General features: G+C 62.6%; 26 protein-coding genes. 18 read left to right on the plus strand and 8 right to left on the minus strand.

Features of this window, described 5'->3' with window-relative positions; translation table 11 throughout:
• Both B2V90_RS11140 and B2V90_RS11145 read right to left on the minus strand, forming a co-directional pair.
• On the minus strand, window positions 1-267 hold a 267-nt coding region (locus B2V90_RS11140), incomplete at its 3' end, for a flagellar motor protein MotB (RefSeq protein ID WP_293921293.1).
• On the minus strand, window positions 264-932 hold the full coding sequence (locus tag B2V90_RS11145; protein WP_228221766.1) for a MotA/TolQ/ExbB proton channel family protein: 669 nt from the start codon (window positions 930-932) through the stop codon (window positions 264-266). The genes B2V90_RS11140 and B2V90_RS11145, both read right to left, overlap by 4 nt.
• A gap of 244 nt (window positions 933-1176) precedes the next feature.
• Between B2V90_RS11145 and flgB the strand changes: the two genes are divergently transcribed.
• The 14 genes from flgB to B2V90_RS11215 all read left to right on the plus strand — a co-directional run bounded on the left by flgB (window position 1177) and on the right by B2V90_RS11215 (window position 12390).
• Entirely contained in the window at window positions 1177-1548 is a 372-nt protein-coding gene (gene flgB, locus B2V90_RS11150; protein WP_009820812.1) for a flagellar basal body rod protein FlgB, read from the plus strand.
• 2 nt (window positions 1549-1550) lie between these two features.
• A complete protein-coding gene (gene flgC / locus B2V90_RS11155) occupies window positions 1551-1961 on the plus strand; it encodes a flagellar basal body rod protein FlgC (protein ID WP_021228793.1) in 411 nt (136 codons plus the stop codon).
• Window positions 1958-2617: a flagellar hook assembly protein FlgD gene (locus B2V90_RS11160; RefSeq protein WP_228221767.1), complete on the plus strand. Its 660-nt coding sequence runs from the start codon at window positions 1958-1960 to the stop codon at window positions 2615-2617. The genes flgC and B2V90_RS11160 overlap by 4 nt, the downstream gene beginning before the upstream one ends.
• 37 nt (window positions 2618-2654) lie before the next feature.
• A complete protein-coding gene (locus tag B2V90_RS11165) occupies window positions 2655-3500 on the plus strand; it encodes a flagellar hook-basal body complex protein (RefSeq protein ID WP_009820809.1) in 846 nt (281 codons plus the stop codon).
• A 33-nt stretch (window positions 3501-3533) separates the two neighbouring features.
• On the plus strand, window positions 3534-4277 hold the full coding sequence (locus B2V90_RS11170; RefSeq protein WP_009820808.1) for a flagellar basal body rod protein FlgF: 744 nt from the start codon (window positions 3534-3536) through the stop codon (window positions 4275-4277).
• Between the two features lie 116 nt (window positions 4278-4393).
• The gene (gene flgG, locus B2V90_RS11175; protein WP_228221768.1) at window positions 4394-5182 is read left to right on the plus strand and encodes a flagellar basal-body rod protein FlgG; all 789 of its coding nucleotides are present in this window, start codon (window positions 4394-4396) and stop codon (window positions 5180-5182) included.
• Between the two features lie 9 nt (window positions 5183-5191).
• Entirely contained in the window at window positions 5192-5872 is a 681-nt protein-coding gene (locus tag B2V90_RS11180; RefSeq protein ID WP_228221870.1) for a flagellar basal body L-ring protein FlgH, read from the plus strand.
• Window positions 5873-5910: 38 nt separating this feature from the next.
• On the plus strand, window positions 5911-6993 hold the full coding sequence (locus tag B2V90_RS11185) for a flagellar basal body P-ring protein FlgI (protein WP_414711600.1): 1083 nt from the start codon (window positions 5911-5913) through the stop codon (window positions 6991-6993).
• The gene (locus B2V90_RS11190) at window positions 6993-7325 is read left to right on the plus strand and encodes a rod-binding protein (protein WP_228221770.1); all 333 of its coding nucleotides are present in this window, start codon (window positions 6993-6995) and stop codon (window positions 7323-7325) included. The genes B2V90_RS11185 and B2V90_RS11190 overlap by 1 nt, the downstream gene beginning before the upstream one ends.
• Window positions 7322-8659, plus strand: a complete 1338-nt coding sequence (flgK, locus tag B2V90_RS11195; protein ID WP_228221771.1) for a flagellar hook-associated protein FlgK — start codon at window positions 7322-7324, stop codon at window positions 8657-8659. Before B2V90_RS11190 ends, flgK begins: the two co-directional genes overlap by 4 nt.
• A gap of 18 nt (window positions 8660-8677) precedes the next feature.
• Window positions 8678-9523, plus strand: coding sequence for a flagellin (locus B2V90_RS11200; RefSeq protein WP_228221772.1), 846 nt, complete (start codon window positions 8678-8680; stop codon window positions 9521-9523).
• 125 nt (window positions 9524-9648) lie between these two features.
• Window positions 9649-10512, plus strand: coding sequence for a flagellar motor stator protein MotA (gene motA, locus B2V90_RS11205; RefSeq protein ID WP_009820801.1), 864 nt, complete (start codon window positions 9649-9651; stop codon window positions 10510-10512).
• A gap of 3 nt (window positions 10513-10515) precedes the next feature.
• Window positions 10516-11568, plus strand: a complete 1053-nt coding sequence (locus tag B2V90_RS11210) for a flagellar motor protein MotB (RefSeq protein ID WP_293921305.1) — start codon at window positions 10516-10518, stop codon at window positions 11566-11568.
• Between the two features lie 267 nt (window positions 11569-11835).
• On the plus strand, window positions 11836-12390 hold the full coding sequence (locus B2V90_RS11215) for a hypothetical protein (RefSeq protein WP_228221774.1): 555 nt from the start codon (window positions 11836-11838) through the stop codon (window positions 12388-12390).
• A gap of 339 nt (window positions 12391-12729) precedes the next feature.
• Here B2V90_RS11215 and B2V90_RS11220 read toward each other — a convergent pair whose 3' ends face one another.
• Genes B2V90_RS11220 through B2V90_RS11230 form a run of 3 tightly spaced genes read right to left on the minus strand, consistent with a single transcriptional unit; the run spans window position 12730 to window position 15162 of the window.
• Window positions 12730-13533 (minus strand): LytR/AlgR family response regulator transcription factor, encoded by an 804-nt coding sequence (locus tag B2V90_RS11220; protein ID WP_009820797.1) that lies wholly within the window; start codon window positions 13531-13533, stop codon window positions 12730-12732.
• Window positions 13530-14636, minus strand: coding sequence for a sensor histidine kinase (locus B2V90_RS11225; protein WP_009820796.1), 1107 nt, complete (start codon window positions 14634-14636; stop codon window positions 13530-13532). The genes B2V90_RS11220 and B2V90_RS11225 overlap by 4 nt, the downstream gene beginning before the upstream one ends.
• A 43-nt stretch (window positions 14637-14679) precedes the next feature.
• Window positions 14680-15162, minus strand: a complete 483-nt coding sequence (locus B2V90_RS11230; RefSeq protein WP_009820795.1) for a winged helix-turn-helix transcriptional regulator — start codon at window positions 15160-15162, stop codon at window positions 14680-14682.
• A 110-nt stretch (window positions 15163-15272) separates the two neighbouring features.
• On the opposite strand from B2V90_RS11230, the gene B2V90_RS11235 reads away from it, so the two are divergent.
• Window positions 15273-17378, plus strand: a complete 2106-nt coding sequence (locus tag B2V90_RS11235) for a RelA/SpoT family protein (RefSeq protein WP_009820794.1) — start codon at window positions 15273-15275, stop codon at window positions 17376-17378.
• A gap of 103 nt (window positions 17379-17481) precedes the next feature.
• Here the strand turns inward: B2V90_RS11235 and B2V90_RS11240 are convergent, their stop codons facing one another.
• Window positions 17482-18282 (minus strand): restriction endonuclease, encoded by an 801-nt coding sequence (locus B2V90_RS11240; RefSeq protein WP_293921309.1) that lies wholly within the window; start codon window positions 18280-18282, stop codon window positions 17482-17484.
• A 40-nt stretch (window positions 18283-18322) separates the two neighbouring features.
• Window positions 18323-19495 (minus strand): hypothetical protein, encoded by a 1173-nt coding sequence (locus B2V90_RS11245; protein WP_228221776.1) that lies wholly within the window; start codon window positions 19493-19495, stop codon window positions 18323-18325.
• 728 nt (window positions 19496-20223) lie between these two features.
• Between B2V90_RS11245 and rplJ the strand changes: the two genes are divergently transcribed.
• From rplJ to B2V90_RS11260, 3 genes are all read left to right on the plus strand, one after another.
• A complete protein-coding gene (gene rplJ / locus B2V90_RS11250) occupies window positions 20224-20739 on the plus strand; it encodes a 50S ribosomal protein L10 (RefSeq protein ID WP_037542042.1) in 516 nt (171 codons plus the stop codon).
• A gap of 69 nt (window positions 20740-20808) precedes the next feature.
• The gene (gene rplL, locus B2V90_RS11255) at window positions 20809-21186 is read left to right on the plus strand and encodes a 50S ribosomal protein L7/L12 (protein ID WP_009820791.1); all 378 of its coding nucleotides are present in this window, start codon (window positions 20809-20811) and stop codon (window positions 21184-21186) included.
• Between the two features lie 170 nt (window positions 21187-21356).
• Window positions 21357-22253: a tyrosine recombinase XerC gene (locus B2V90_RS11260; RefSeq protein ID WP_228221777.1), complete on the plus strand. Its 897-nt coding sequence runs from the start codon at window positions 21357-21359 to the stop codon at window positions 22251-22253.
• 5 nt (window positions 22254-22258) lie between these two features.
• Here B2V90_RS11260 and B2V90_RS11265 read toward each other — a convergent pair whose 3' ends face one another.
• Complete coding sequence (locus B2V90_RS11265) at window positions 22259-22858, minus strand: DedA family protein (RefSeq protein ID WP_293921313.1); 600 nt, start codon at window positions 22856-22858, stop codon at window positions 22259-22261.
• Window positions 22859-22873 lie beyond the last annotated feature (15 nt).

Consider the following 22873-nt stretch of genomic DNA (forward strand, 5'->3'; position numbering starts at 1 on the left):
GAAGCGGCGCGCAAGGGCGGCAATCTGCGCCTCCCCTCGCGCGCTCAGCAGCGCTTCGCCCGGCAGGAACAGGTCGGCGGCGCGGATCTCCACGCCATCGGCCATCGGCCGGCCGCCAAATTGCCGGCTGACCTGCGCCAGCATCGCATCGCGCCGCGATCCGCTCGCCTGCAACAGCACGAAGAAGGCAAGCAGCAACAGCAGCAGATCGGCAAAGCTGATTGCCCAGCGATTGCGCCGCACAAGGGGGAGTGGGGGCGCGCTCATGCCACTTCGCGCATGGCCGCGCGGCGCAACGGCGCATTTTCGCGCCGCGCGATCACCAGCATCCGGTCCGCCGCCTCCCGCTGCCAGGCCAGTTCCCGCTCCGACAGGTCGGCAAGGCGCGCGGCGATGGGCGCTGCGATGATGTTGGCGATGACGACGCCATAGAAAGTGGTGAGCAGCGCCAGCGCCATTGACGGCCCCAGCGCGGCGGGATCATCCATCGCCGCGAACATGCCGATCAGGCCCAATATCGTGCCCGCCATGCCCAGCGCTGGCGCGGCATCCGCCACCGACAGCCAGACGCGATGCGCCGCGCCATGACGCTGCGCCCGGTCAGCGAGCGCCTGCGTCGCCCACAGCGCGAATTGTTCGGTGCGGTCGCAATTGGCCAGCTTGTGCGCGGCCTGCGTCAGGAAGGGATGAGCGGTCTTCACCCGGTCGGTGCAGGACAGTCCGCGCAGCTGCGCGACATGGTCGATCTGAAGCAGGGCGGCGCGCGCGGCGTCCTGATCGCGCAGAGGATTGGCGCGCAGCAACGGCGCCAGTGCTCCGATCGCGCGCCCGCAAGCGGCAAGGCCGTTCTGGAACAGCGCCACCAGCGCAATCCCGCCCAGCATCGCCAGCAGCGTTGCCGGATCGAACAAATGGCTGAAAATCGCGAGCATGCGCCGTGTCGTCCCCATCGTTCATCGGCGGCCGGCAACGCCCTGCCGCCGACCGGCAAATACTTGCCGCCCTTGCCGTCTCGCCTGCGAAAAGCCCGTATTCCCCAGCTTTGCCGCCTTGCCGATGCGTCACCCACGCAAATTGGCACGGCTCTTGCTGATCACAGGCTGGATCACCCGCAGGCGATGCCATCAGGCTTCAGAACGGCGGGTGAAGGATAAACTTTAGAGCGAATTTTTGAGCATGTCGGTCGAAGACAATCTGTTCGGGATCCATGGAAAGGCGCTGGCGCTTCGCTCGCAGCGCCTGTCCCTGCTCGCGTCCAACATCGCCAATGCCTCCACGCCTGGTTACAAGGCGCGCGACATCGACTTTGAAGCCGCGCTCAAGGAAGCGACGGCGCAATCGTCGGGCGCGACCTCCACCGACATGGGCAAGGCGGTCGAAGACGCCATGGGCTATCGCGTGCCGCTTCAGCCCAGCCTTGACGGCAATACGGTCGAACTCAGCACCGAACAGACGCTGTTTGCCGAAAACGCCGTCAAATATCGCACGACCCTCTCCTTCCTCGAGGGCCGGATCAACACCATCAACCGTGCGCTGAAGGGAGAATGAGCATGAGCGGCAATGGCGCCATGAACATCTTCGACATCGCCGGCCGCGCCATGAGCGCGCAGCTGGTGCGTCTCAACACGACCGCGTCCAACATGGCGAATGCCGGCAATGTCACCGGCAGCGCGCAGGACGCCTATCGCGCGATCAAGCCAGTCTTCACGTCCGTCACGGACAGCCCGGGCGTGTCGACGGTCAAGGTTTCGGACGTCGTTACCACCAAGGCCGAGCCGACCAAGCGCCACGACCCCAATCATCCGCTGGCCGACGCCAATGGCGATGTGTGGGAAGCGGCGGTCGACAGCAATGCCGAGCTGGTCGACATGATCGAGACCGCCCGCATGTACCAGAACAACGTCCAGGTGCTCAACACCGCCAAATCCCTGATGCTCGAAACCATAAGGATCGGCAAATGACGAGCGTTTCCACCGTCACCGACAGCGCGGGGCTTTCGGTCTATAATCCCAACGCGAAAGTCGGCACCGGCAACGCGACGATGGATCAGGCGAGCTTCCTGAAGCTGTTGACCGCGCAGATGCAATATCAGGACCCGTTCGAACCGGTCGATAATGCCGAGATGGTGTCGCAGATGGCGACCATCACCAATTCCAGCGGCATCGCCGAGATGAACGCCAATCTGGCATCGATCAAGCAGGAGCTGACCGGCACGCGCCTGGGCGATGCGGCAAGCTGGATCGGCAAATCGATGCTGGTCCAGAGCAATGTCGCCGTGCCCGACGCCAGCGGCTATTATGCCGGGCAGGTCAGCTTCGCCGACGCCACCAACGGCGCGACCGTCGACCTGGTCGATGGCAGCGGCAATGTCGTTAAGACCATTGACTTAGGGTCGCAGCAGGCAGGCGACGTCACCTTCTACTGGGATGGCAAGGACGACATGGGCGAAACCGTGTCCACCGACGCCCTGCAAGTGAAGGTCAACGGCGCCACCCCCAGCAAGGTCGCGACCTGGGCCACCATCGCCGCCGTCCAGTCACCCGCGGACGGTTCCTCTTCCAAACTGATCACCGCGCTCGGCAGCTACAGCCCGTCCGACGCGCTGAGCCTGATGTAATTCTTAACCCCATCCTTTTCACCCAAGGAGCAACGCCATGTCCTTCTATGTTTCGCTTTCCGGTCTCAAGGGCGCGCAGGCCGACCTGTCCGCCATTTCCAACAATGTCGCCAACGTGAACTCGACTGCCTTCAAGAAGAGCAAGGCGCAGTTCGGCGATATCTTCGCCGCCTCGCCGATGCAGACGACGCATCAGGTCGCGGGTCAGGGCGTGCGCGTGCAGGGCATCACCCAGCAGTTCACGCAGGGCACGATCGAAACCACTGACAAGACGCTGGACCTTGCCATCACTGGCGAAGGCTTCTTCACCGTGAAGGGCGAGGATGGCACGATCAGCTACACCCGCAACGGCGCCTTTTCGGTCGATAATGACCGCTTCGCCGTCGACACCACCGGTTCGCGCATTCAGGTGTTCGCCGTCGATCCTGAAACCGGCGACCTCACCACCCCGCCGACGAGCGCCACGGGTCCGGGCGACCTCACCGACCTGCAAATCCCGACCACCTATAATAACGAAGCCGACGGCGCGCAGCTGACCAGCGTCGGCGTGTCGAAGGAAGGGCTTGTCTCGGCCATTTACGCCGATGGCAGCACCGTTTACCTGGGCCAGGTCGCGATGGCGTCCTTCAACAGCCTGGAAGGGCTGCGCCAGCAGGGCGACGCGCACTGGACCTCCACCGTGGAGAGCGGCAACCCGATCCTGGGCACCGCCAATCAGGGCATGTTCGGTTCGGTCAATTCCGGATCGCTGGAACGCTCCAACGTCGACATCACCGACGAACTGGTCCAGCTGATCGCTGCCCAGCGCAATTTCCAGGCGAACAGCAAGGCGATCGAGGCGGCCAATACGCTGACCACCACCATCGTCAACATCCGCACCTAAGCGGTTTAGGCGCGGGATCAGGAGGAACAGCCCATGGACCGGCTCGTCAACACGGCACTGACGGCGATGCGCGGCGCGATGGCGCGGCAGGCGTCGATCGCGAACAACCTCGCCAATGCCAACACCGTTGGCTTTCGCGCGGAAATCGCCAATGCCGAAACGCGCTGGATCCAGGGCGAAAGCTTCGACACCCGCGCCCAGGCCTCCGAACAGGTGATCGCCGCCGACATGGCGCAAGGCGCGGTCACCGAAACGGGCAATCCGCTCGACGTGGCGCTGGACGGGGACGCACTGCTCACCGTCCAGGCCACCGACGGCAGCGAAGCCTATACGCGCCGCGGCGACCTCAAGGTTTCCGACAGCGGCCTGCTGACCACCGGCGACGGCCTGCCCGTGCTGGGCGAAGGCGGCCCGGTGATCCTGCCACAGATGGACAGCGTCTCCATCGCCAAGGATGGCAGCATCTGGGGCGTGCCGCAGGGCGGCGATCCGGCCAACCCGCAGCAGGTAGACAAGCTCAAGCTGGTCAATGCGGCCGGCTCCAGCATCGCCAAGGGCAATGACGGCCTGTTCCGCGAAGTCAATGGCGGCGCCCTGCCCTCCGATCCGCTCGCCACCGTGACATCGGGATCGCTGGAAGGATCGAACGTCAATTCGACCCAGGCGCTGATCGACATGATCGAGGCCAGCCGCGCCTGGGAAACGCAGGTCAAGATGATCGACACCGCCAAACAGCTGGACGATGGCGGCGCGTCGCTGATGCGCCTCGACGGCTAAACCCTATGGTTAATATTGGCACGCCTCTTGCTTTGATGCGTGCATGAGCGGTCCGAGTGAGGATCGCATAACCGACTGAGCGGTCCGCGCGAGGATCGCGCCACGGAGAATGCACGATGAGCAACGCCGCCCTTCATGTCGCCCGCACCGGCCTTGACGCGCAGAACACGAAGATGCGCGTCATCGCCAACAACCTGGCGAACGTCAACACGACCGGGTTCAAGAAGGACCGCGCCGATTTCGAGACGCTGGCCTATCAGCAGATCGTGCAGGCCGGCGCCAATTCCGACGCGGAAAACAAGTTCGCCACCGGGCTGAACCTGGGATCGGGCGTGGCGCTCCAAGGCACCAGCAAGATCAATACGCAGGGCACGCTGACCCAGACCAGCAATGCGCTGGACATGGCGATCGAAGGGTCGGGCTATTTCCAGGTGCAGCAGCCCGACGGCTCCATCGCCTATTCGCGCGCGGGCAATTTCAGCGTCACCGCCGAAGGCACGATCGTCACCGGCGACGGCCTGCCGCTGATCCCCCAGATCACCGTGCCGCAGGGCGCGACATCGGTGTCGATCGGCAATGACGGCACCGTGTCCGCGACCTTGCAGGGCGAAAGCGAACCCAGCCAGCTTGGCCAGATCGAACTGGCCAGCTTCATGAATCCGTCGGGCCTGCAATCGATCGGCGGCAATCTGCTGGTCGAAACCGCCGCCAGCGGCACGCCGCAGGTCGGCGTCGCTGGGCTGGAAGGGCGCGGGGTCATCCGGTCGGGCTATCTGGAAACCTCCAACGTCAACATCGTCGAGGAACTGGTCGACATGATCGAGACGCAGCGCGCCTATGAGGTGAACAGCAAGATGATCAAGGCGACCGACGAAATGCTCCAGTACGTCAACCAGAATATCTGAGCTGTGACGATGCGCATCTCCTTCGCCCTTGTCGCCGCCGTTTCCGTGCTTGCCCTTGCCGCATCGCCCGCCGATGCGCGCAAGAAGAAGCGCGAGGTGGAGCGCGAATATTTCGCGCCGACCGTCATCGCCCAGCCGGCCGCGCCTGCGGCCAACGGCTCCATCTTCCAGACGTCGGTCGGCTATACGCCGCTGACCAGCGGCGCGCGCGCCACCACCGTCGGCGACATCATCACCATCGTGCTGGTCGAACGCACCCAGGCGTCCAAGAGCAACAGCGCCGACACCAGCCGCAGCGGCTCCTTCGGGCTGACGCCGCCAAGCACCGGCGTGCTTTCCAAGCTCTTTTCGCCCAGCGATGTCGCCATGGGCGGCAATAACGGCTTCACCGGCAAGGGCGCGGCGACCCAGTCGAACGCGCTGTCGGGCGAAATCACCGTCACCATCGCGCAGGTCTATCCCAATGGCACCATGCTGGTGAAGGGTGAGAAGGCGTTGACGCTCAATCGCGGCGACGAATTCATCCAGATCAGCGGCCTCGTCCGCCAGGCCGACATCAGCCCGGACAACCGCATCGCCTCCACCCGCGTCGCCGACGCCAAGATCATCTACAAGGGCAAGGGCGAGATCGCCAATGCCAGCCGCCAGGGCTGGCTCCAGCGTTTCTTCTCCGCGATCAGCCCCTTCTGATGGAGAGCCAAGTGAGCGTTTTCCACCGCCTCTTTCCGATGGTCGCGCTGTTCGCCGCCTTCGCCCTCGTCACGCCCGCCCATGCCGAGCGGATCAAGGATCTGGGCACGTTCCAGGGCGTGCGCCCCAACCAGCTGACCGGCTACGGCATCGTCGTGGGCCTGGCTGGCACGGGCGACGACAGCATCGAATATGCAACGCAGGGCATGAAAGGCGTCGTGTCGCGCTTTGGCCTGACGCTGCCGCAGGGCGTCAACCCGGCGCTTAAGAACGCCGCCGCCGTGCTGGTGACGGCCGACCTGCCCGCCTTTTCCAAGCCCGGCCAGCGGCTGGACGTTACCGTGTCGGCGCTGGGCAAGGCCAAGTCGCTGCGCGGCGGCACGCTGATCATGACCCCGCTGCGCGGCGCGGACAATGAAATCTACGCCATGGCGCAGGGCAACCTCGCCGTCGGCGGCCTTGGCGTATCGGGCGCCGATGGCAGCCAGGTGTCGGTCAACATCCCCTCGGCCGGGCGCATCCCCAGCGGGGCGACAGTCGAGCGCGCGGTTGCGACCGGTTTCGATACCGCCCCCACCCTGACCTTCAACCTCGCCGAAGCGGACCTGACCACCGCTCTGCGCGTGGCCGATGGCATCAACCGTGCCTTTGGCGACAATCGGGCGAGCGCGGTCGACGCCGTATCAGTGACGATCGCCGCCGCGCCGGGCGCGGAGCAGCGCATCATGATGATGGGCATGATCGAAAATATCGAGGTCGCGCCCGCCGACGCCCCGGCCCGCGTCATCGTTAACGCGCGCACCGGCACGGTCGTCATCAACGGCGCGGTCAAGATCCATCCGGCCGCCGTCGCCCACGGAAAACTGACGGTCAGCGTCAATGAATCGCCGCGCGTCGTCCAGCCCGCGCCCTTCAGCCAGGGGCGCACCGCGGTCGAACCGTCGAGCAACATCAGCATCGACGAACAGAAAAAACCGATGGTCAATTTTAAAGGTGGGGCGTCGCTGGCCGATATAGTGAAGGCGGTCAACGCCATCGGGGCATCCCCGGCGGACATGGTCGCGATCCTCGAAGCCTTGAAACAGGCGGGCGCGATGAAAGCCGATCTGGTGGTGCTGTGATGCAGGTAACGACAACTTCCCCGACGGCAGAGGCCGGGTCCGGCGCAGGCGGCGCAAACCGCGCCGCGCTGGACAAGGTCGCACAGCAGTTCGAAGCGGTGTTCCTGCGCCAGATGATCGGCGCGATGCGCTCGGCCAGCCTGGCCGAGGGCATCACCGATTCCAGCGCCACCCAGCAATTTCAGGACATGGCCGACGCGCGCACCGCCGACGCCATGGCGAGCAAGGGCGCGATGGGTATCGCCGACCTGCTGATCAAGCAGTTCGGCGCGCGCGTCACCGCCACACCTGCCGCTGCGACTGACGGCGCGGCCGGGACGCCGGGCGCATGAGCGACCTTTTCATCATCGGGTCGTCGGGGACCAAGGCCTATCGCACCGCGATGGCCGCCATTTCCGAAAATATCGCCAATGCCGGCACCGACGGCTATGCCCGGCGCACGGTGACGACGGCGGAATCGGGCGCATCGACCTCCACCATGTCGCTCTACATCGCCAAGGCCAATTTCGGCGGCACGCAGGTGATGGGCGTCGATCGCGCGAGCGATCCCTATCTCGACGCGACTGTACGCACGACCGGCATGAACCTGGGCAGCGCGACGGCGCGGCTGCGCTGGCTGACTGACGCAGAAACCGCGATGAACGACAGCAGCACCGGCGTAGGCCAGCTGATGACCAGCATGTTCCAGAATATGGAAAAGCTGGCCGCTAGCCCTGGCGACACGTCACTGCGCGTCACCACGCTCGACAGCATCAGTCGCGTGGCGCAATCGTTCAACCAGACTGCGGCCGACCTCAAAAATGTGTCGGACGGCATCGCGACAGAAGCCACCGCCTCGGTCCAGACGATCAACCGTTCGCTGTCCGCGCTCGCCAATATCAACAACAGCCTGCTGCGCGCGCAGCCGGGCACATCCGCTTATGCGCAGTTGCTCGACAGCCGCGACGCCGCCTTGCAGGACCTGTCGGAAAATCTGAACGTCACGATCAGCTTCGGCGCGCATGACAGCGCCGAAATCAGCTTCGCCGGGCAGACGTTGGTCAGCGGCAACAGCGCCGCCAGCCTGTCGGTCGCGGCCAATGGCGATGGCTCGCTGGCGCTCAGCCTGAGCGACGGCACCGCGCTCAGCGCGCCCGCCAACGGCACGCTGGGCGGCCTGTTTTCCGCCGCGCAGACCGTCACCGAACGCCGCGCCAGCCTCGACACGCTGGCAGAACAGTTTGTGACCGACGTCAATGCCTGGCATGCGCAGGGCCTGACCGATGCGGGCGACGCGGGCGTTCCGCTGCTATCCTATGGCGGCGGCGCGGCCAATGTCGCGGCACTCGTCACCGATCCCGCGCTGCTGGCGCTCAAATCCGCCGACGGCACGCTCAACGGCAATTTGCTGACCGTCACCTCCACCCTGCGCGGCAATGGCAGCGTCGAACAGGCCTGGACCTCGCTGGTCGCCACCCACGCCAACCTGCTGGGCGCGACCCAGGCGGAATTTGACACCACCACCAACCGCAGCGACCAGGCCGTCGCCGCGCGCGAAGCGGTAAGCGGCGTCGATCTCGACATGGAAGCGGCCGACCTGCTGCGCCTGCAACAGGCCTATTCGGGCTGCGCCAAAATCCTGCAGATCGCCAAGGAAACCATCGATTCCATCCTCAACATCATCTGACCGGCAAAGGGCTGACTCATGGTAGGCATCACCAACAAGATCATGCTCGCCGAAATGCGCCGGCAGCAGAAATTGTCGCAAAGCATCGTCGACGGGCAGACCGCCATTTCGACCGGCATCACGCTCAACAAGCCGTCCGACAATGCGCTCGCCTGGGTCCAGGTGTCCGACATCGGCCGCGCGCAGGCGCAGCAGGCCGCCTGGCAGGCCAATGTCAGCTATGGCACGACCCGCGCCGCCACCGCCGAATCCAACCTGTCGGAAATCAACAGTCTCCTCACCCGCGCGCAGGAACTGGTGACGTCGGCCCGTAACGGCTCGCTCAACGACACCAGCCGCGCCGCCATCGTCGAGGAACTGGGCACGATCCGCACCACGATCGACGAAATGCTCAACCAGACCGACTATCAGGGCACGCCGGTGTTCGATGATGGGCAAAGCACGCTTGTCCCGGTCAGCCGGGGCCTCAACCTCGCCGTCGTCGGCACGAGGCAGGAAGTGTCCGAAGGCATCGACGTCAACGGCGCGCCCATGTCGATCAACGATGTCCTCTCCGCCAGCATCAGCGCGATCCAAAGCGGCGTCGACGCCGACATCGCCACCTCGCTCGACGGGGTCAAGGCGGCGCAGGCGCACATCACCGTCGAGCAAGCGAAGCAGGGCGTGCGCAGCGACCGGCTGGAAGTCATCGGCGACCGGCTGACCGATGTCGACATCGACCTCACCGAACGGCGGGCGGACCTGGAATCCACCGATCTTCAGCAAGTCATCTCGCGCCTTCAATCCCAGCTTCTGCAACTGGAAGCGGCGCAGTCCGCCTATGCGCGGATCAACCAGAAGACGCTGTTCGACATCATTGGCTGACGGCCGGGTAAAAAGCCGCCCTTGTCCTAAAGCGGATGCTAACCAGTCCGTATTAACCAGAAAGGGACCGGCGCACTGGCGCTGACGCAGCCACCGCCGCACAGGCGCTACTTTCGGGGATAATCATGTTCGCAATCATCGGCCTTGTCGTGCTTCTGGGCATGGTGTTCGGCGGCTTCATCTTCACCGGCGGCGATATCGGCCCGGTGCTCCACGCGCTTCCGCACGAAATGCTGATCATCGGCGGCGCGGCGGTCGGCGCGCTCATCATCGGCAATTCGGGGGCGGACTTGAAAGCGCTGGGCGGCGGCCTTGCCAAGGTGTTCAAGGGCCCCGCCTACAAGAAGCAGGATTTCCTCGACTGCATCTTCCTCGTCAGCAAGCTGATGAAGACGCTGCGGGTCGAAGGGCCGGTCGCACTCGAACCCCATATCGAGGATCCGGGCACCTCCCCGATTTTCGCCGAATATCCCAAGTTGATGAAGGACAAGACGCTCATCCACCTCATCAGCGACACGCTGCGGCTGGTGGTCGTCTCGTCGGGCACGCTTGATCCCCATGCGGTGGAGGAGGTGATGGACAACAGCCTCAAGACCCATCACCATGAAGCCCTCAAGCCCGCCGACAATCTTCAGGGCCTGGCCGACGCGCTGCCGGCGCTGGGCATCGTCGCGGCGGTGCTGGGCGTGGTCAAGACCATGGGCTCGATCGACCAGCCGCCTTCGGTGCTGGGCGCGATGATCGGCTCGGCGCTGGTCGGCACTTTCCTGGGCGTGCTGCTCGCCTATGGCATGGTCAACCCCTTCGCCAATCGCTGCCGCACGGTGATCGAGCAGGACGGGGCGATCTATCATGTGGTGAAGCAGATCATCATCGCCTCGCTGCACGGCCACCCGCAACCGCTGGTGATCGAAGCCGCGCGCTCCAGCCTCATCCACGCCAACCAGCCCGGCTTTGCCGAGGTGTTCGACGGCATGCGGAACAAATAAGCCATGGCCGAGAAAAAGCGCGGCGCGAACGAGCCTGAACCAAGGCCGGTCATCGTCAAGAAAATCATCGTCGAAGGACATGGCGGTCATCATGGCGGCGCGTGGAAGGTCGCCTATGCCGACTTCGTGACGGCGATGATGGCCTTCTTCCTGCTGATGTGGTTGCTGGGCGCGACCACCGAAAAGCAGCGCAAGGCGCTGGCCGACTATTTCACGCCCACGCTGGTGGAACTCAAGATGGCATCGGCCGGGTCGACCGGGCTGATGGGCGGCGACAGCCTGACGGGGAAGGATAATTATCCGACCACCGGGGGCGTCGGCAACCTGTCCATCACCATCCCGCGCGACGCCACCGGCACCAAGGACCAGGGCGGCAAGGCGATGCGCGCCGCCGACCGGCAGAAGTTCGAATCGATCAAGAAGGATCTGGAAGCGCGGATGAACCGCAAGGGCCTGTCGCGCCTGCGCAAGAATGTCCGCTTCACCGAAACCCGCGAGGGGCTGCGCATTGACCTCATCGACGAAGCCGATTTCGCGATGTTCGCCATGGGCACCGACCGGCTCGTCCCCGAAGCGCGCGCGCTGGTGGGCGAAGTGGCGAGCGTGCTCAAGACCATGCCCAATGACCTCATCGTGCGCGGCCATACCGATGCCCTGCCCTATGCGTCGGGCAAGGCGATGAACAATTGGCGCCTGTCTTCGGCCCGCGCGGAATCGACGCGCCAGGCGCTGGCCGACAGCGGCATCGGCAACCCGCGCTTCGCCCGGATCGAAGGCGTCGCCGACCGCGAACCCTTCGTGAAGGACAATCGCTACGACCCGCGCAACCGGCGCATGTCGATCATCCTGGGCTGGAGCCGCGGCGGTGGCGGGGATAGCGCCGACGAGGACACAGACGCGCAAACCCGCGCGGCGATCAAGGAACGCGACGATCCCCGCCGCGTCGCGCAGGAAGAGGCGCGCAAGCTCGACATGGGCGGCACCGCCCTCCCCGTCGGCGTCGACCTGCTCAACCCCGCCGCGCCCGGCACATCGAGCAAGCCGGGCAAGCATTGAGGCACGGGAAACGGAATTTGCGCGCGTGACGCACCGGTCAGGTCAGTTTGAACCGGGCGGCGCGTGATCATCGCATGGGTTGCGAACAGTCTCTCGCCATCGTCACCCCCGCATCCATCGTCATCCCCGCGAACGCGGGGATCCATCTCCCGGCACTGCACACGGCATGACATCGGGAGATGGGCTCCCGCCGTCGCGGGAATGACGGGGATTAGTGGTTAGCTGCCGTTCGCTTATTGTGAGAAGATATGTTTGGAATTAGAAGGGATGGTGAACCAACGTTTTGACCCGCCCTCGTTCGACGACCCGCATCAGGAAGCTGTGTTCTGGCGCGGGGTGCTCGTGCATCATTATGCGATCGTCGAGTTCAAGATATCGGACCTGATAATTCGCACGTTTTTTAGCGCAGACTATCAGCATCTTCCAAAGAAGATGAGCTACCCATGGAGCAAGCGATTAAAACAGCTTGGCCACATACTTGATGCTCCGGGACCACTGTCAGCCTATTCCGTCCAGTGCCGAAACCTGATCGGACAAATCGGTCTTATTGAAAAAGATAGGCATCTATTCGTTCATGGTCTGATGAGAATGCACGAGGCTAGTCATGAGCCGGTCGCGCATTTCGAATGCTATGATGCTCAAAACAGTTGTCTCAACGAAAATCGATATCGCTTGTCGGAGGTGCGCTACATCGCGCAAGAAACTGGTTCCGCCGCTGAAGCACTTTCGGACCTGATTGATGAGATGATTTCGTCTACACAACTGCTGCCCATCCCGTTGGGTAAACACGAGGCTCGGCAGCGAAACGTACGGGAATTTTAATCGAACAGTTACCGTCCGCCGGTTTGGCTCATAAGTGCGCTCCGACGACGGCTATGTCCGCAACGGGGCGACATACGACCTTCAAATTTATCCGAAGAGGGGCAATCATGCGCGGGCGTAAGAGCGACATGAAATGCGACCAACCGACAATGGTTGATAATGCATCCGCTAGTCCGGCAGCCTCCGCACATAAGGGGGTAGAAACCCTACCCACCCAATGCGCCACCCAGCCCGCCATGCCGGGCTTGACCCGGTATCCCGCTCTTCCTCGCACAGATGCCCGCAAACAAAAGGACCCACGCGGTCACGGACAAAGTGCGCCGCCCAGCGCGCCCTCGCTCAATGCACGAAGCGCGCCACCACGTCGCGATAGGAGCGGCTGACCTTCACCTGCGCGCCGCTTTCCAGCACCAGGAAACATTCGCCATTGGTGTGGGGCTTGACCTGCCGCACCTGGCTTAAGTTAACGATCGTGGAGCGGTGGACACGCTGGAAATTGCGCGGGTCGAGCCGCTTTTCCAAGTCCTTCATCGTTTCGCGCAGAATCAGCGAATTGTCGGCGGTGTAGATGCACATATAGTCGCCGGCCGCGTCGATGCGCTCGATCGAATCCACATCGACGCGGAAAATCTGGCCGCGATCCTTGATGTTGATGAGCTTTTCAAAGCGATTGGACGCAGGCGCGCCATCCTCGCTCGCGGCGAAATCGGTCATCGCCTGGGGCGCGACCTCAGCCAGCACCTCACGCAGCTTTTCGACTTCCTGCCCCTGCCGCTTTTCGGTCAGGCGCTGGCGCACGCGGTCGAGCGCGTCAGCCAGGCGCCCTTCCTCCACCGGCTTCATCAGATAATCGACCGCCTGCGCCTCGAACGCGCGGATCGCATGGTCGCTATAGGCGGTGACGAAGATGAACAGCGGCGGTTCGACCTCCATCATGCCCTGGACGACGGAAAAGCCGTCAAAGCCGGGCATCTGGATATCGAGGAACACAAGGTCGGGTTTGTGCGTCTTGATGGCGCGGATGGCTTCGCGGCCGTTGGTGCAGGTTTCGACGATTTCGACATCCTCATGCGCTTGCAGACGCAGGGCCAGGCCCTGAATGGCCAGGCTTTCGTCGTCGACGAGGATTGTTCTGATGGTCATGCGGCGACTTTCGATCTTTCATCCATGTTAAGCGGAATTTCGATGATGACCGAAAATCCGCCCGGCGTGGAACGCGTTTCAAAGCGCTGTCGTTCCCCGAAGGCCTGAATTAACCGGTCCCGGATGTTCGGCAGGCCAACACCTGTTCCCTCGCTCATGGGAATGTGCGGCTTGATGGCGCCATCGTTCAATCCCGGCCCGGTGTCCGATACGATGATCCGGACATTATCCCCGGCAGGTTGCGCCGTGACCGTGATATCGGCCCCCTCTTCCTTGGGCGTGACCGCATATTTGATCGCGTTTTCGACCAGCGGCTGCAACAGCAGCGATGGCAGGCGCGCATGCGACACGGCGGGATCGATCACGAAGGCCGGGCGCAGCCGCTCCTCGAAGCGCATCTTCTCGATCTCCAGATACAGCTTGAGCGTCTCCACCTCCTGCGCGATCGTCACCTGCGCGGTCGGTTCGTTGATCAGCGTGTAGCGCAGGAAGGACGACAGGCGCGACAGCATCGCATTGGCCCTGTCGGTTTGCTTCAAAAGCACCAGCGTCGATATGCTGTTGAGCGTATTGAACAGGAAATGGGGATTGAGCTGATAGCGCAGCATCGCCAGCTGTGCGCTCGACGCCTGGGTTTCCAGGCGCGTAAGCTGGTCCGCCTGCTCCTCCACCGTCAGATAGAAATTGATCGCATAATAGAGCGCGGACCATGCGCCGATCAGCGTCACCGACAGATAGAAGGCGCCCAGGAACAGCTGCACGCCCGCCGTGTCGCCGCTACGGTTCTGGGTGGAAAAGACCCAGGCGTCGATGAACGCCACCAGCGCCGCGGCCAGCACCACGGTCAGGATCGACACGCCCCAGGTGACGATCGGCCGTTGCTTGAGCAGATAACGGAACGCCACCGCTATCAGCAGCGTCACCGAATAGCCTGTGACCGTGGAGATCAGCACCGGGATCAGGCTGGAAAAGGATTGCCCGTTCGCGATGGTCGACGAACCCCGCAGCAGGAACGCGCCGGCCCATCCCAGCGATTGCAGGTTCCAGAAGGCGCGGTTCTTGTCAGCGAAAAAGGGCTGGGGCTGGATGCGGGTCACGGACATGGGACCCATGCCTATGCCATTATCGCCCGGTCGGGAAGCCGGCTCACGCAGCGGCAGCCGGTTCCTCAGCCATGGGCGTCACTTCGTCGGGACACAGCCACACCAGGTCGGCCAGTTCCAGCGTGCGTCCATCCTGCGCCTGAATCGCGATGGGGCGGATCGGCTGCCCGTCGCGCTTGTCGGCCAGCACCTGGCACGCCTGCGTCCCGCAGCCCCAGCGTTCGCCCCACTGGCGCAGCGCCACCATGGCGGGGGCCAGATCCTGCCCCTTTGGCGTCAGGCGATATTCCACCTTGCGCCGGTCACATTGCATCGGCTGGCGCACCAATATGCCGTTTTCCACCAGCCGGGCGAGCCGGTTGGCCAGGATGTTGCGGGCGATGCCCAGAGTCGACTGGAATTCCTCGAAATGGCGGATGCCCGACAGCGCGCCGCGCAGGATGAGGAAGGACCAGCGCTCTCCCATCATCTCCAGCGCGCTGGGCAGCGCGCATTGTTCCAGATCCTGTGCCAGATTATGTTTCATCTGTCCCACATATAGCGCAAAGCAACACCCGTTGCAAAATCGCCACCTTATTATCGCAACATGGCGTTTTTTTGTTGCACGACAAGAGGGTTCCAACACAATCGGCGGCGATGCTGCGTCAATATGAACTTGTCGAACGGGTAAAGCGCTACGATCCGGAAGCGGACGAGGCGATGATCAACCGCGCCTATGTCTTTTCGGTCCAGAAGCACGGCTCCCAGAAGCGCGCCAGCGGCGACCCCTATTTCAGCCACCCGATCGAGGTCGCGGGCATCCTCACCGATTTCAACCTGGACGATCAGACCATCGTCACCGCCCTCCTCCACGACACGATCGAGGATACGCTCGTCACCTATGACGAGATCGAGAGCGCCTTTGGCCCCGACGTCGCCCGCATGGTCGATGGCGTGACCAAGCTTTCCAAGATCGAGGCCATGTCCGAAAATGAGCGGGCGGCCGAAAATCTGCGCAAGTTCCTGCTCGCCATGTCCGACGATATTCGCGTGCTGCTGGTCAAGCTTGCCGATCGCCTGCACAATATGCGCACGCTGCACTTCATCAAGAATGAGGCCAAGCGCCGCCGCATCGCGCGCGAAACCATGGATATCTACGCCCCGCTGGCCGAGCGGATCGGCATGTACGACTTCATGCGCGAAATGCAGCTGCTCGCCTTTCGCGAGCTGGAGCCGGAGGCCTATGACAGCATCACCCGCCGCCTGGAGCATCTGAAGGAAGGCGGCCATGACAAGGTCGATCGCATCGGCGCGGAGCTGCAATTGCTGCTGGGCGGCAACGACCTGTCCGTCACCGTGTCGGGCCGCGAGAAGCACCCCTATTCCATCTGGCGCAAGATGCAGGAGCGCCACATCAGCTTTGAACAGCTGACCGATGTCATGGCGTTCCGCGTCATCACCGACAGCCCGGCCGATTGCTACCGCGCGCTCGGCATCATCCACCAGACCTTCAAGATGGTGCCCGGTCGCTTCAAGGATTATATCTCCACGCCCAAGCGCAACGGCTATCGCTCGCTCCACACCACCGTCATCCATCAGGACAATGCCCGCATAGAGGTGCAGATTCGCAGCCGCGCGATGCACAGCGACGCCGAACTCGGCCTTGCCGCCCATTGGGCCTACAAGCAGAAGGGCGACGCGACCGATCATCACGCCGCCTGGCTGCGCGACCTGGTCGAAATCCTCGAACAAAGCCAGGACGCGGACGAGCTGCTCGAACATACCCGCATGGCGATGTATCAGGACCGCATCTTCGCCTTCACCCCCAAGGGCGAACTGCACCAACTGCCCAAGGGCTCGACCCCGGTCGACTTCGCCTATGCCGTCCACACCAGCCTGGGCAACCAGACCGTGGGAGCCAAGGTCAACGGCCGCGTCGTGCCGCTGCGCACCTCCCTCGACAATGGCGACCAGGTCGAAATATTGAAGTCGGAGGGGCAGGAGCCGCAGCCCGGCTGGCTCTCCTTCGCCATCACGGGCAAGGCGCGCGCCGCCATCCGCCGCTTCATCCGCCAGAAACAGCGCGGGGAAGAAATCAAGCTGGGTGAGAAACTTTATGAGGAAATCATCGGCCGCTTCCCTGCCGACCTTGCCAGCGAACTGGGCGACAAGGCGCTCAATGCCGCGCTCAAGCGGTTGAAGCTGGAGGATCGCGCGGCGCTGATGGTCGCCATCGCCACCCACCGCGTGCTCGACCATGAAGTGATGGAGGCGCTGGTCCCCGGCTCCACCAGCGCGCAGGGGATGGAGGAAGCCCATCCGCGCCAGCATGAGCCCGTGTCGATCCGGGGCCTCACCCCCGGCATCGCCTATAATCTGGGCGATTGCTGCCACCCGGTGCCCGGCGACCGCATCGTGGGCGTGCGCCGCACCGGCGAACCGATCGAGGTCCACACCATCGACTGCCGGTCGCTGGAGGTGGAGCAGGATGACGACTGGGTCGATTTGAGCTGGGACAGCAAGTCCAAGGGTGGCACCGCCCGCCTCTCCGTCATCGTCAAGAACCAGCCCGGCGCGCTCGCCGCCGTCGCCAACGTGTTCGGCGCGACCAAGGCGAACATCCTCAACCTCCAGCTCGTTAACCGCGAAGGCCCCTTCCACACCGACGTCATCGACCTGGAAGTGGCCGACGCCCAGCATCTGATGCGGATCTTGTCGGCGCTACGGGCGATCGATGTGGTGGTGCAGGCGGATCGGGTTTGAGGGGGGAGTGGCCGCTGTGCGCCACTTTCTGCCAGTCAGTTAAGCTCTCGCATGTCCGTAAAGCAGACGCAATCTTGGGGTACTATCCTTATGCGCATTGCCGTTACGTCGCTATTCTATTGATTTCGCTCCACAGGGCCTTGTGCGTAACTCCGTCCTCACCGTCGTCACCGAAGCGGGACGGGCGCCCGATAATCTCCGCTAAGCCTATCGAATCTATAAGGATATGGCCCGCCTGACTGCTCATGCGAATGCTCCCCGCTTGATAGCCCGAATGCGCGATAAAACAGGAAATGATGGGAGAACCAGAGCTTCGAAACCAAGATGGAAGGAGCGGAATGAGTTCAGCTTTGTTATTTTTGATTGATCCTATCAAGTCATTGAAAGACTGAATTTTCTCTCGCGCGACTGGGTGACTGTATTTTTTAGATTGGCCCACAATCCGAACACCGCGCGCTCCTGACACGAAAAGGGGACTTTTTGTGAAGGCGGGAACCAAAGCCAGAAAGTCCATGCCAAATTCGTCACCTTTGGGAGTTACATGGACCTTAGAGGCCCCAAGGGACTTCATTGCGTACGCGCTGGCAATCTCATATGATCTGTCATCCAGTCCATGCAGCCAGCGCGCAACAGAGGCGCGGCAATTTAGTCTTTGCCGGTGCTTGCGCCCCATTTGGTGAGAGCGAGCCCAACTGAGCTTTAAATCCTTGATCGATGAGACGTCAAAGGTCTTCAACCCACCAGCAGCAATCAGCTTGTCCTGCTTTGAGAATATATCAGTAAACAGCGATCTTCTAAATTTCGAAATGTACTCTTCGTCAGACAGGGTAGGCGTGATCCCGTAATCAGAATACGTCAGCCGACAGATTGCCTCCACGGAGAATATTCCGTCGCGCGGCTTCAACCGAAGGATTGCTTCTACGATGTCGGCTCGGGTCGACATACTAAGCGTTAGTCAGCTTTTTCAATCCATCATGAACCGCGTGTATAGCATCCAATTTCTCGAAAAGATTGCTGCGTCTTTCTTCACTTGAAAGAACAGAAAAAGGCGTGTTTTGAATCAGTTTTAGAGTCTCATCAACGTATTTGAAAAGTCTCTCGGCGATGTCCTTTTCATCTTCGAAGCTTTTTTCGAGTTCAATTAGGATTGCTCGACTATAAACGCTCTCGATGTCTGCGCCTGACCGAAACTCCATCCACTCTTTTGGCGCTTTAGTGATTAGGTATGACAAGTGCCTGAGATCGTCGCGTTTGCTAACGCGTCGACGGTTCCATGCCCCGGATAGTTCAGCGGCGGTCGGCTCTTTCTCCGGCCCGGATTCTTCCTCCGATGATTCTTGCTCGACTGGAAAAAACCATGAGACAAACTCATTGAGATTTGCTTGGTCAAGAAATTCCTTTTTCGCATCATCCCAGTTCAGCCAGTCTTTTAGCGAAATACTGCTGCGCCCGAAGATTTCTTGGAAGTATGGATACATTCTTTCATCAATGTAGTTGCCGTATTCAGTTTCGTTTTTTGCTTGGCGAAAAGCATAGAAGCCGCGCACCCACTGGGCAGCACCAAAAGGAGACAAACCAAATCGCTTGCCGACATCTGTAAAGCTGAGACCGCCTCTGTCCATTTCATCGACAAGCAGCTTCGCCTTGTTGAATGCCGGCCATTCTGAAATGCCGGAAATGTGCCGGAGACCCTGGAATATCCAGGCGACCTCATTTTTATCTTCTGCTCCTGTATATTCCAGGCAGGGAATGCTGGTGAGAGTGGCCATTATGTCCGGCGCCAGCGTTTCACCCGCATCGGAATGACCATTGATCTGCTTCGCAGCGCAGATCCGCCGATTGCCTTCTAAAACAATATATTTTTTATAGTCGACCCGCCGCACCACGACACGATCTATTGGTAGAAAGCCGTTAGCTTCAATCACCAGCTGCAATTTTTTTACGTCATGATGCGCCATTAGGCGATTTGCGGCTTCCTGCTGAGCTTCGGCAGAGACTGCGATATCATCTGGGATGAAAGTCCAGTCGCTGCCTACAAAACGAGGGTTGTTCGGGTCGAGGAAAAGATGGGCCAGTGGTATATCAATGGGTTCGAGAAACGGTGCCAGAGCGTCCATTATAAGCCTCATCTGTATGTCAGGGCTTCATTAGGCTCAGTTGAAAATGCGACGCAACCCTGTTGTCGTAAATCAAGTGGCCCAAGGGCAGCTATGCTGTGTTCGCCCCTCGAAACCTGACATTCCGCAACCGGCCACACCCTCCTATTCCCCTTCCAAAATAGGAGTTTCTCTGGTCTATCCTTGTCGATGGACCGGCCCGCCGCCTTGCCCCTTTTTCTCCCGCCGCGCGCGCCCGCATGCCCCGCAGACAGGTGTCGCTTCGTGGTCGCCTTGTGGTCGCTTCATGGTCGCGTCACTTCTGGTGTTTCCCTGTTTTGCGTCGACAAAGCCCGACGACACTGTGAACTTCGTAGGAAAAATTTCGCCGCCCCCTTTCGGCGCACGCGTCCCACTACCCGCCCCCGCGCCAGATTTGGCGTGACATTGCCGGCCGCTTTCGCTAAGGGCGCACCCGCAGGCCATGGCAGCGATGCCGTCGGCCTTCCGTCCGAGACAGTCGGTGAAGGGAATATGCCCTTCTTAATGCCCGGCCTAGACGGGGAAAAGCTCTTTACCGGACGGGCGCTTGCCCGATTCGGGTCTGCCTGTTCCTTTTGGGGGTCCAGGCCGGTTGATCTCTCCCCTTCGGACTTTGTGCCCCGTGCGCCCACCCGGCGTGCGGGTTTTGAGCCGTCCTGGCGCGGGCCTTCACCGGCGCTGCGCGGGACATGAAGTGGAGTAATGGCATGGATCGTAATCAGAAAGCTGAGGTCGTTTCCGCGCTGAACGCAGAGCTGGCAGAAGTTGGCGTGGTCGTCGTGACCCGCAACCTCGGCATGACCGTCGCCCAGTCGACCGTCCTGCGCCAGAAGATGCGCGACGCCGGTGCGTCCTACAAGGTTACGAAGAACCGCCTCGCCCGCATCGCCCTTGATGGCACCGCCTATACCGCGCTGAGCGACATGCTCACCGGTCCGGTCGGCCTCGCCACCTCGGTCGATCCGGTCGCCGCCGCCAAGGTTGCGATCGATTTCGCCAAGACCAACGACAAGCTTGAGATCGTTGGCGGCGCGATGGGCGAAGTGCTGCTCGATGCGGAGGGCGTCAAGGCGCTCGCATCGATGCCGTCGCTGGATGAACTGCGTGCAAAGCTGGTCGGCCTTCTGGTCGCGCCCGCTACCAAGCTCGCAACCGTCACCCAGGCGCCGGCCGCGCAGCTCGCGCGTGTCTTCAACGCCTATGCGGAGAAGGAAGCGGCATAAGCCGTTCGCCCTCCGATTTTTTGACCCAAATCTGACGGGGCGCATCGCCCCAAATAAGGAACTGAACACATGGCAGACATCAACGCTCTGGTCGACCAGCTTTCGGCCCTCACCGTCCTCGAAGCCGCCGAGCTGTCCAAGGCTCTGGAAGAAAAGTGGGGCGTTTCGGCCGCCGCCGCTGTTGCCGTTGCCGGCCCCGCCGCTGGCGCCCCGGCCGCTGCCGCTGAAGAAGTGAAGGACGAATTCGACGTCGTCCTGACCGGCGACGGTGGCAAAAAGATCAACGTCATCAAGGAAGTCCGCGCCATCACGGGCCTGGGCCTGACCGAAGCCAAGGCGCTGGTCGAAGGCGCGCCCAAGGCCGTCAAGGAAGGCGTGAACAAGGAAGAAGCCGAAAAGCTCAAGAAGCAGCTGGAAGAAGCCGGCGCGACCGTCGAGCTGAAGTAATCGGCCAGGCGTTCGCGAGGGGGCATTCCTCCTTGCGGACGCGCCGATCCGGCCTTTTTGGCTGGGGCAAAAAGGGGCGGCGCCATCACGGCGCTGCCCTTTTCGCTGTCATGGGGCGCGCGATTCGCATGTTCCCTTCCCGCCCCGCCTCCCTTATCCTGGCGCGGCCCATGTCCGCCTCCTCCGCCCTCATCGACCGCTGGCGCGCCCATCTCGCCCTCGACCGCCGCCGCTCGGTCCACACCGTCCGCGCCTATCAGGCCACCGCCGAAAGGCTGGTCGCCTTCCTGGAACAGCATCGGGGCGAGGCGGTGACGCAGGCGATGCTGGCGACCCTTGAGCAGGCCGATCTGCGCGCCTTCCTCACCAGCCGGCGCATGGATGGCATCGGCAACCTCTCCGCCGCCCGCGAGCTTTCGGCGGTCCGCGGTTTCCTTCGGTTCGTCGGCGGTGAGGATGCCAGGCCGCCCCGGCTCAAGGGACCAAGGGTGAAGCGCGGCCTCCCCCGCCCCATTTCCCCCGACGAAGCCCTGGCGCTCGCTGCCGACATCGCCGAAACCGCCCGCGAAGGCTGGATCGGCGCCCGTGACTGGGCGGTGCTGCTGCTGCTCTACGGCGCGGGGCTGCGGATTGGCGAGGCGATGGGCCTCACTGGCGCCGTCTGGCCGCTGGGCGATACGCTGCGCGTCACCGGCAAGCGCGGCAAGACCCGGCTCGTCCCCCTGCTGCCGCAACTGCGCGCCGCCATCGAAAGCTACGTCGCTGCCTGCCCGTATCCGCTGGAGCGCGACGCCCCGCTGTTTCGCGGCGCGCGCGGCGGCCCGCTCTCCCCAGCATTGATCCGCCGCGCCGTACAAGGCGCGCGCGGACGCCTCGCCCTGTCAGAGCGCACCACGCCCCACGCCCTGCGCCACAGCTTCGCCACGCATCTGCTGGGTCGCGGCGCGGATTTGCGCAGCCTGCAGGAACTGCTCGGCCACGCCAGCTTGTCGTCCACGCAGATCTATACGCAGGTCGACGCCGCCCATCTGCTCGACATCTACCGCAACGCCCATCCCCGCGCCTGACCCCGTCAGCCGCGCGGCCGCCAGGTCGCCAGACGCCAAAGATAGAAGATCACGGCACCGATCACGCATACCGTCGCCGCCGGCCCCAGATAGCGGTCGATATCCTGGAAATGCCGCCCCAGCGCAAAGCCGGCATAGGCTAGGATGATGTTCCAGATCAGCGCCCCACCCGCCGTCCACAACAGGAAGCGGATATGGCCCATGCGAAACAGGCCGGCGGGCAGGGATATCATCGTGCGGAACGCCGGCAGGAAGCGGAAGACGAAGACGACGATCTGGCCATATTTGCCGAACAGGCGATCCAGCGCCTCGACATCGCGCCATTCCAGCGTCGCCCAGCGGCCATAACGATCGACCAGCGGCTTCAACCGCTCGAACCCCAACATATGCCCGACCAGATACCAGAAATAATTGCCGATCGTCGTGCCAATCGTCCCGGCCAGCAGCAGCCACTCCATCGCCATCCGCCCCTGCCCGACGCGGATGCCGCCAATGCCCATGATGAGTTCGGACGGAATGGGCGGGAAGACATTTTCCAGCACCATTAGCAAACCGATGCCCCAATAACCGCCCGCATCGATCAGGCGCAGAACCCAGTCGGTCATGTCAGCGGCTCATTG

Origin of the sequence: Sphingobium sp. UBA5915, assembly GCF_002431195.1 — a bacterium.
GTDB lineage: Bacteria > Pseudomonadota > Alphaproteobacteria > Sphingomonadales > Sphingomonadaceae > Sphingobium > Sphingobium soli.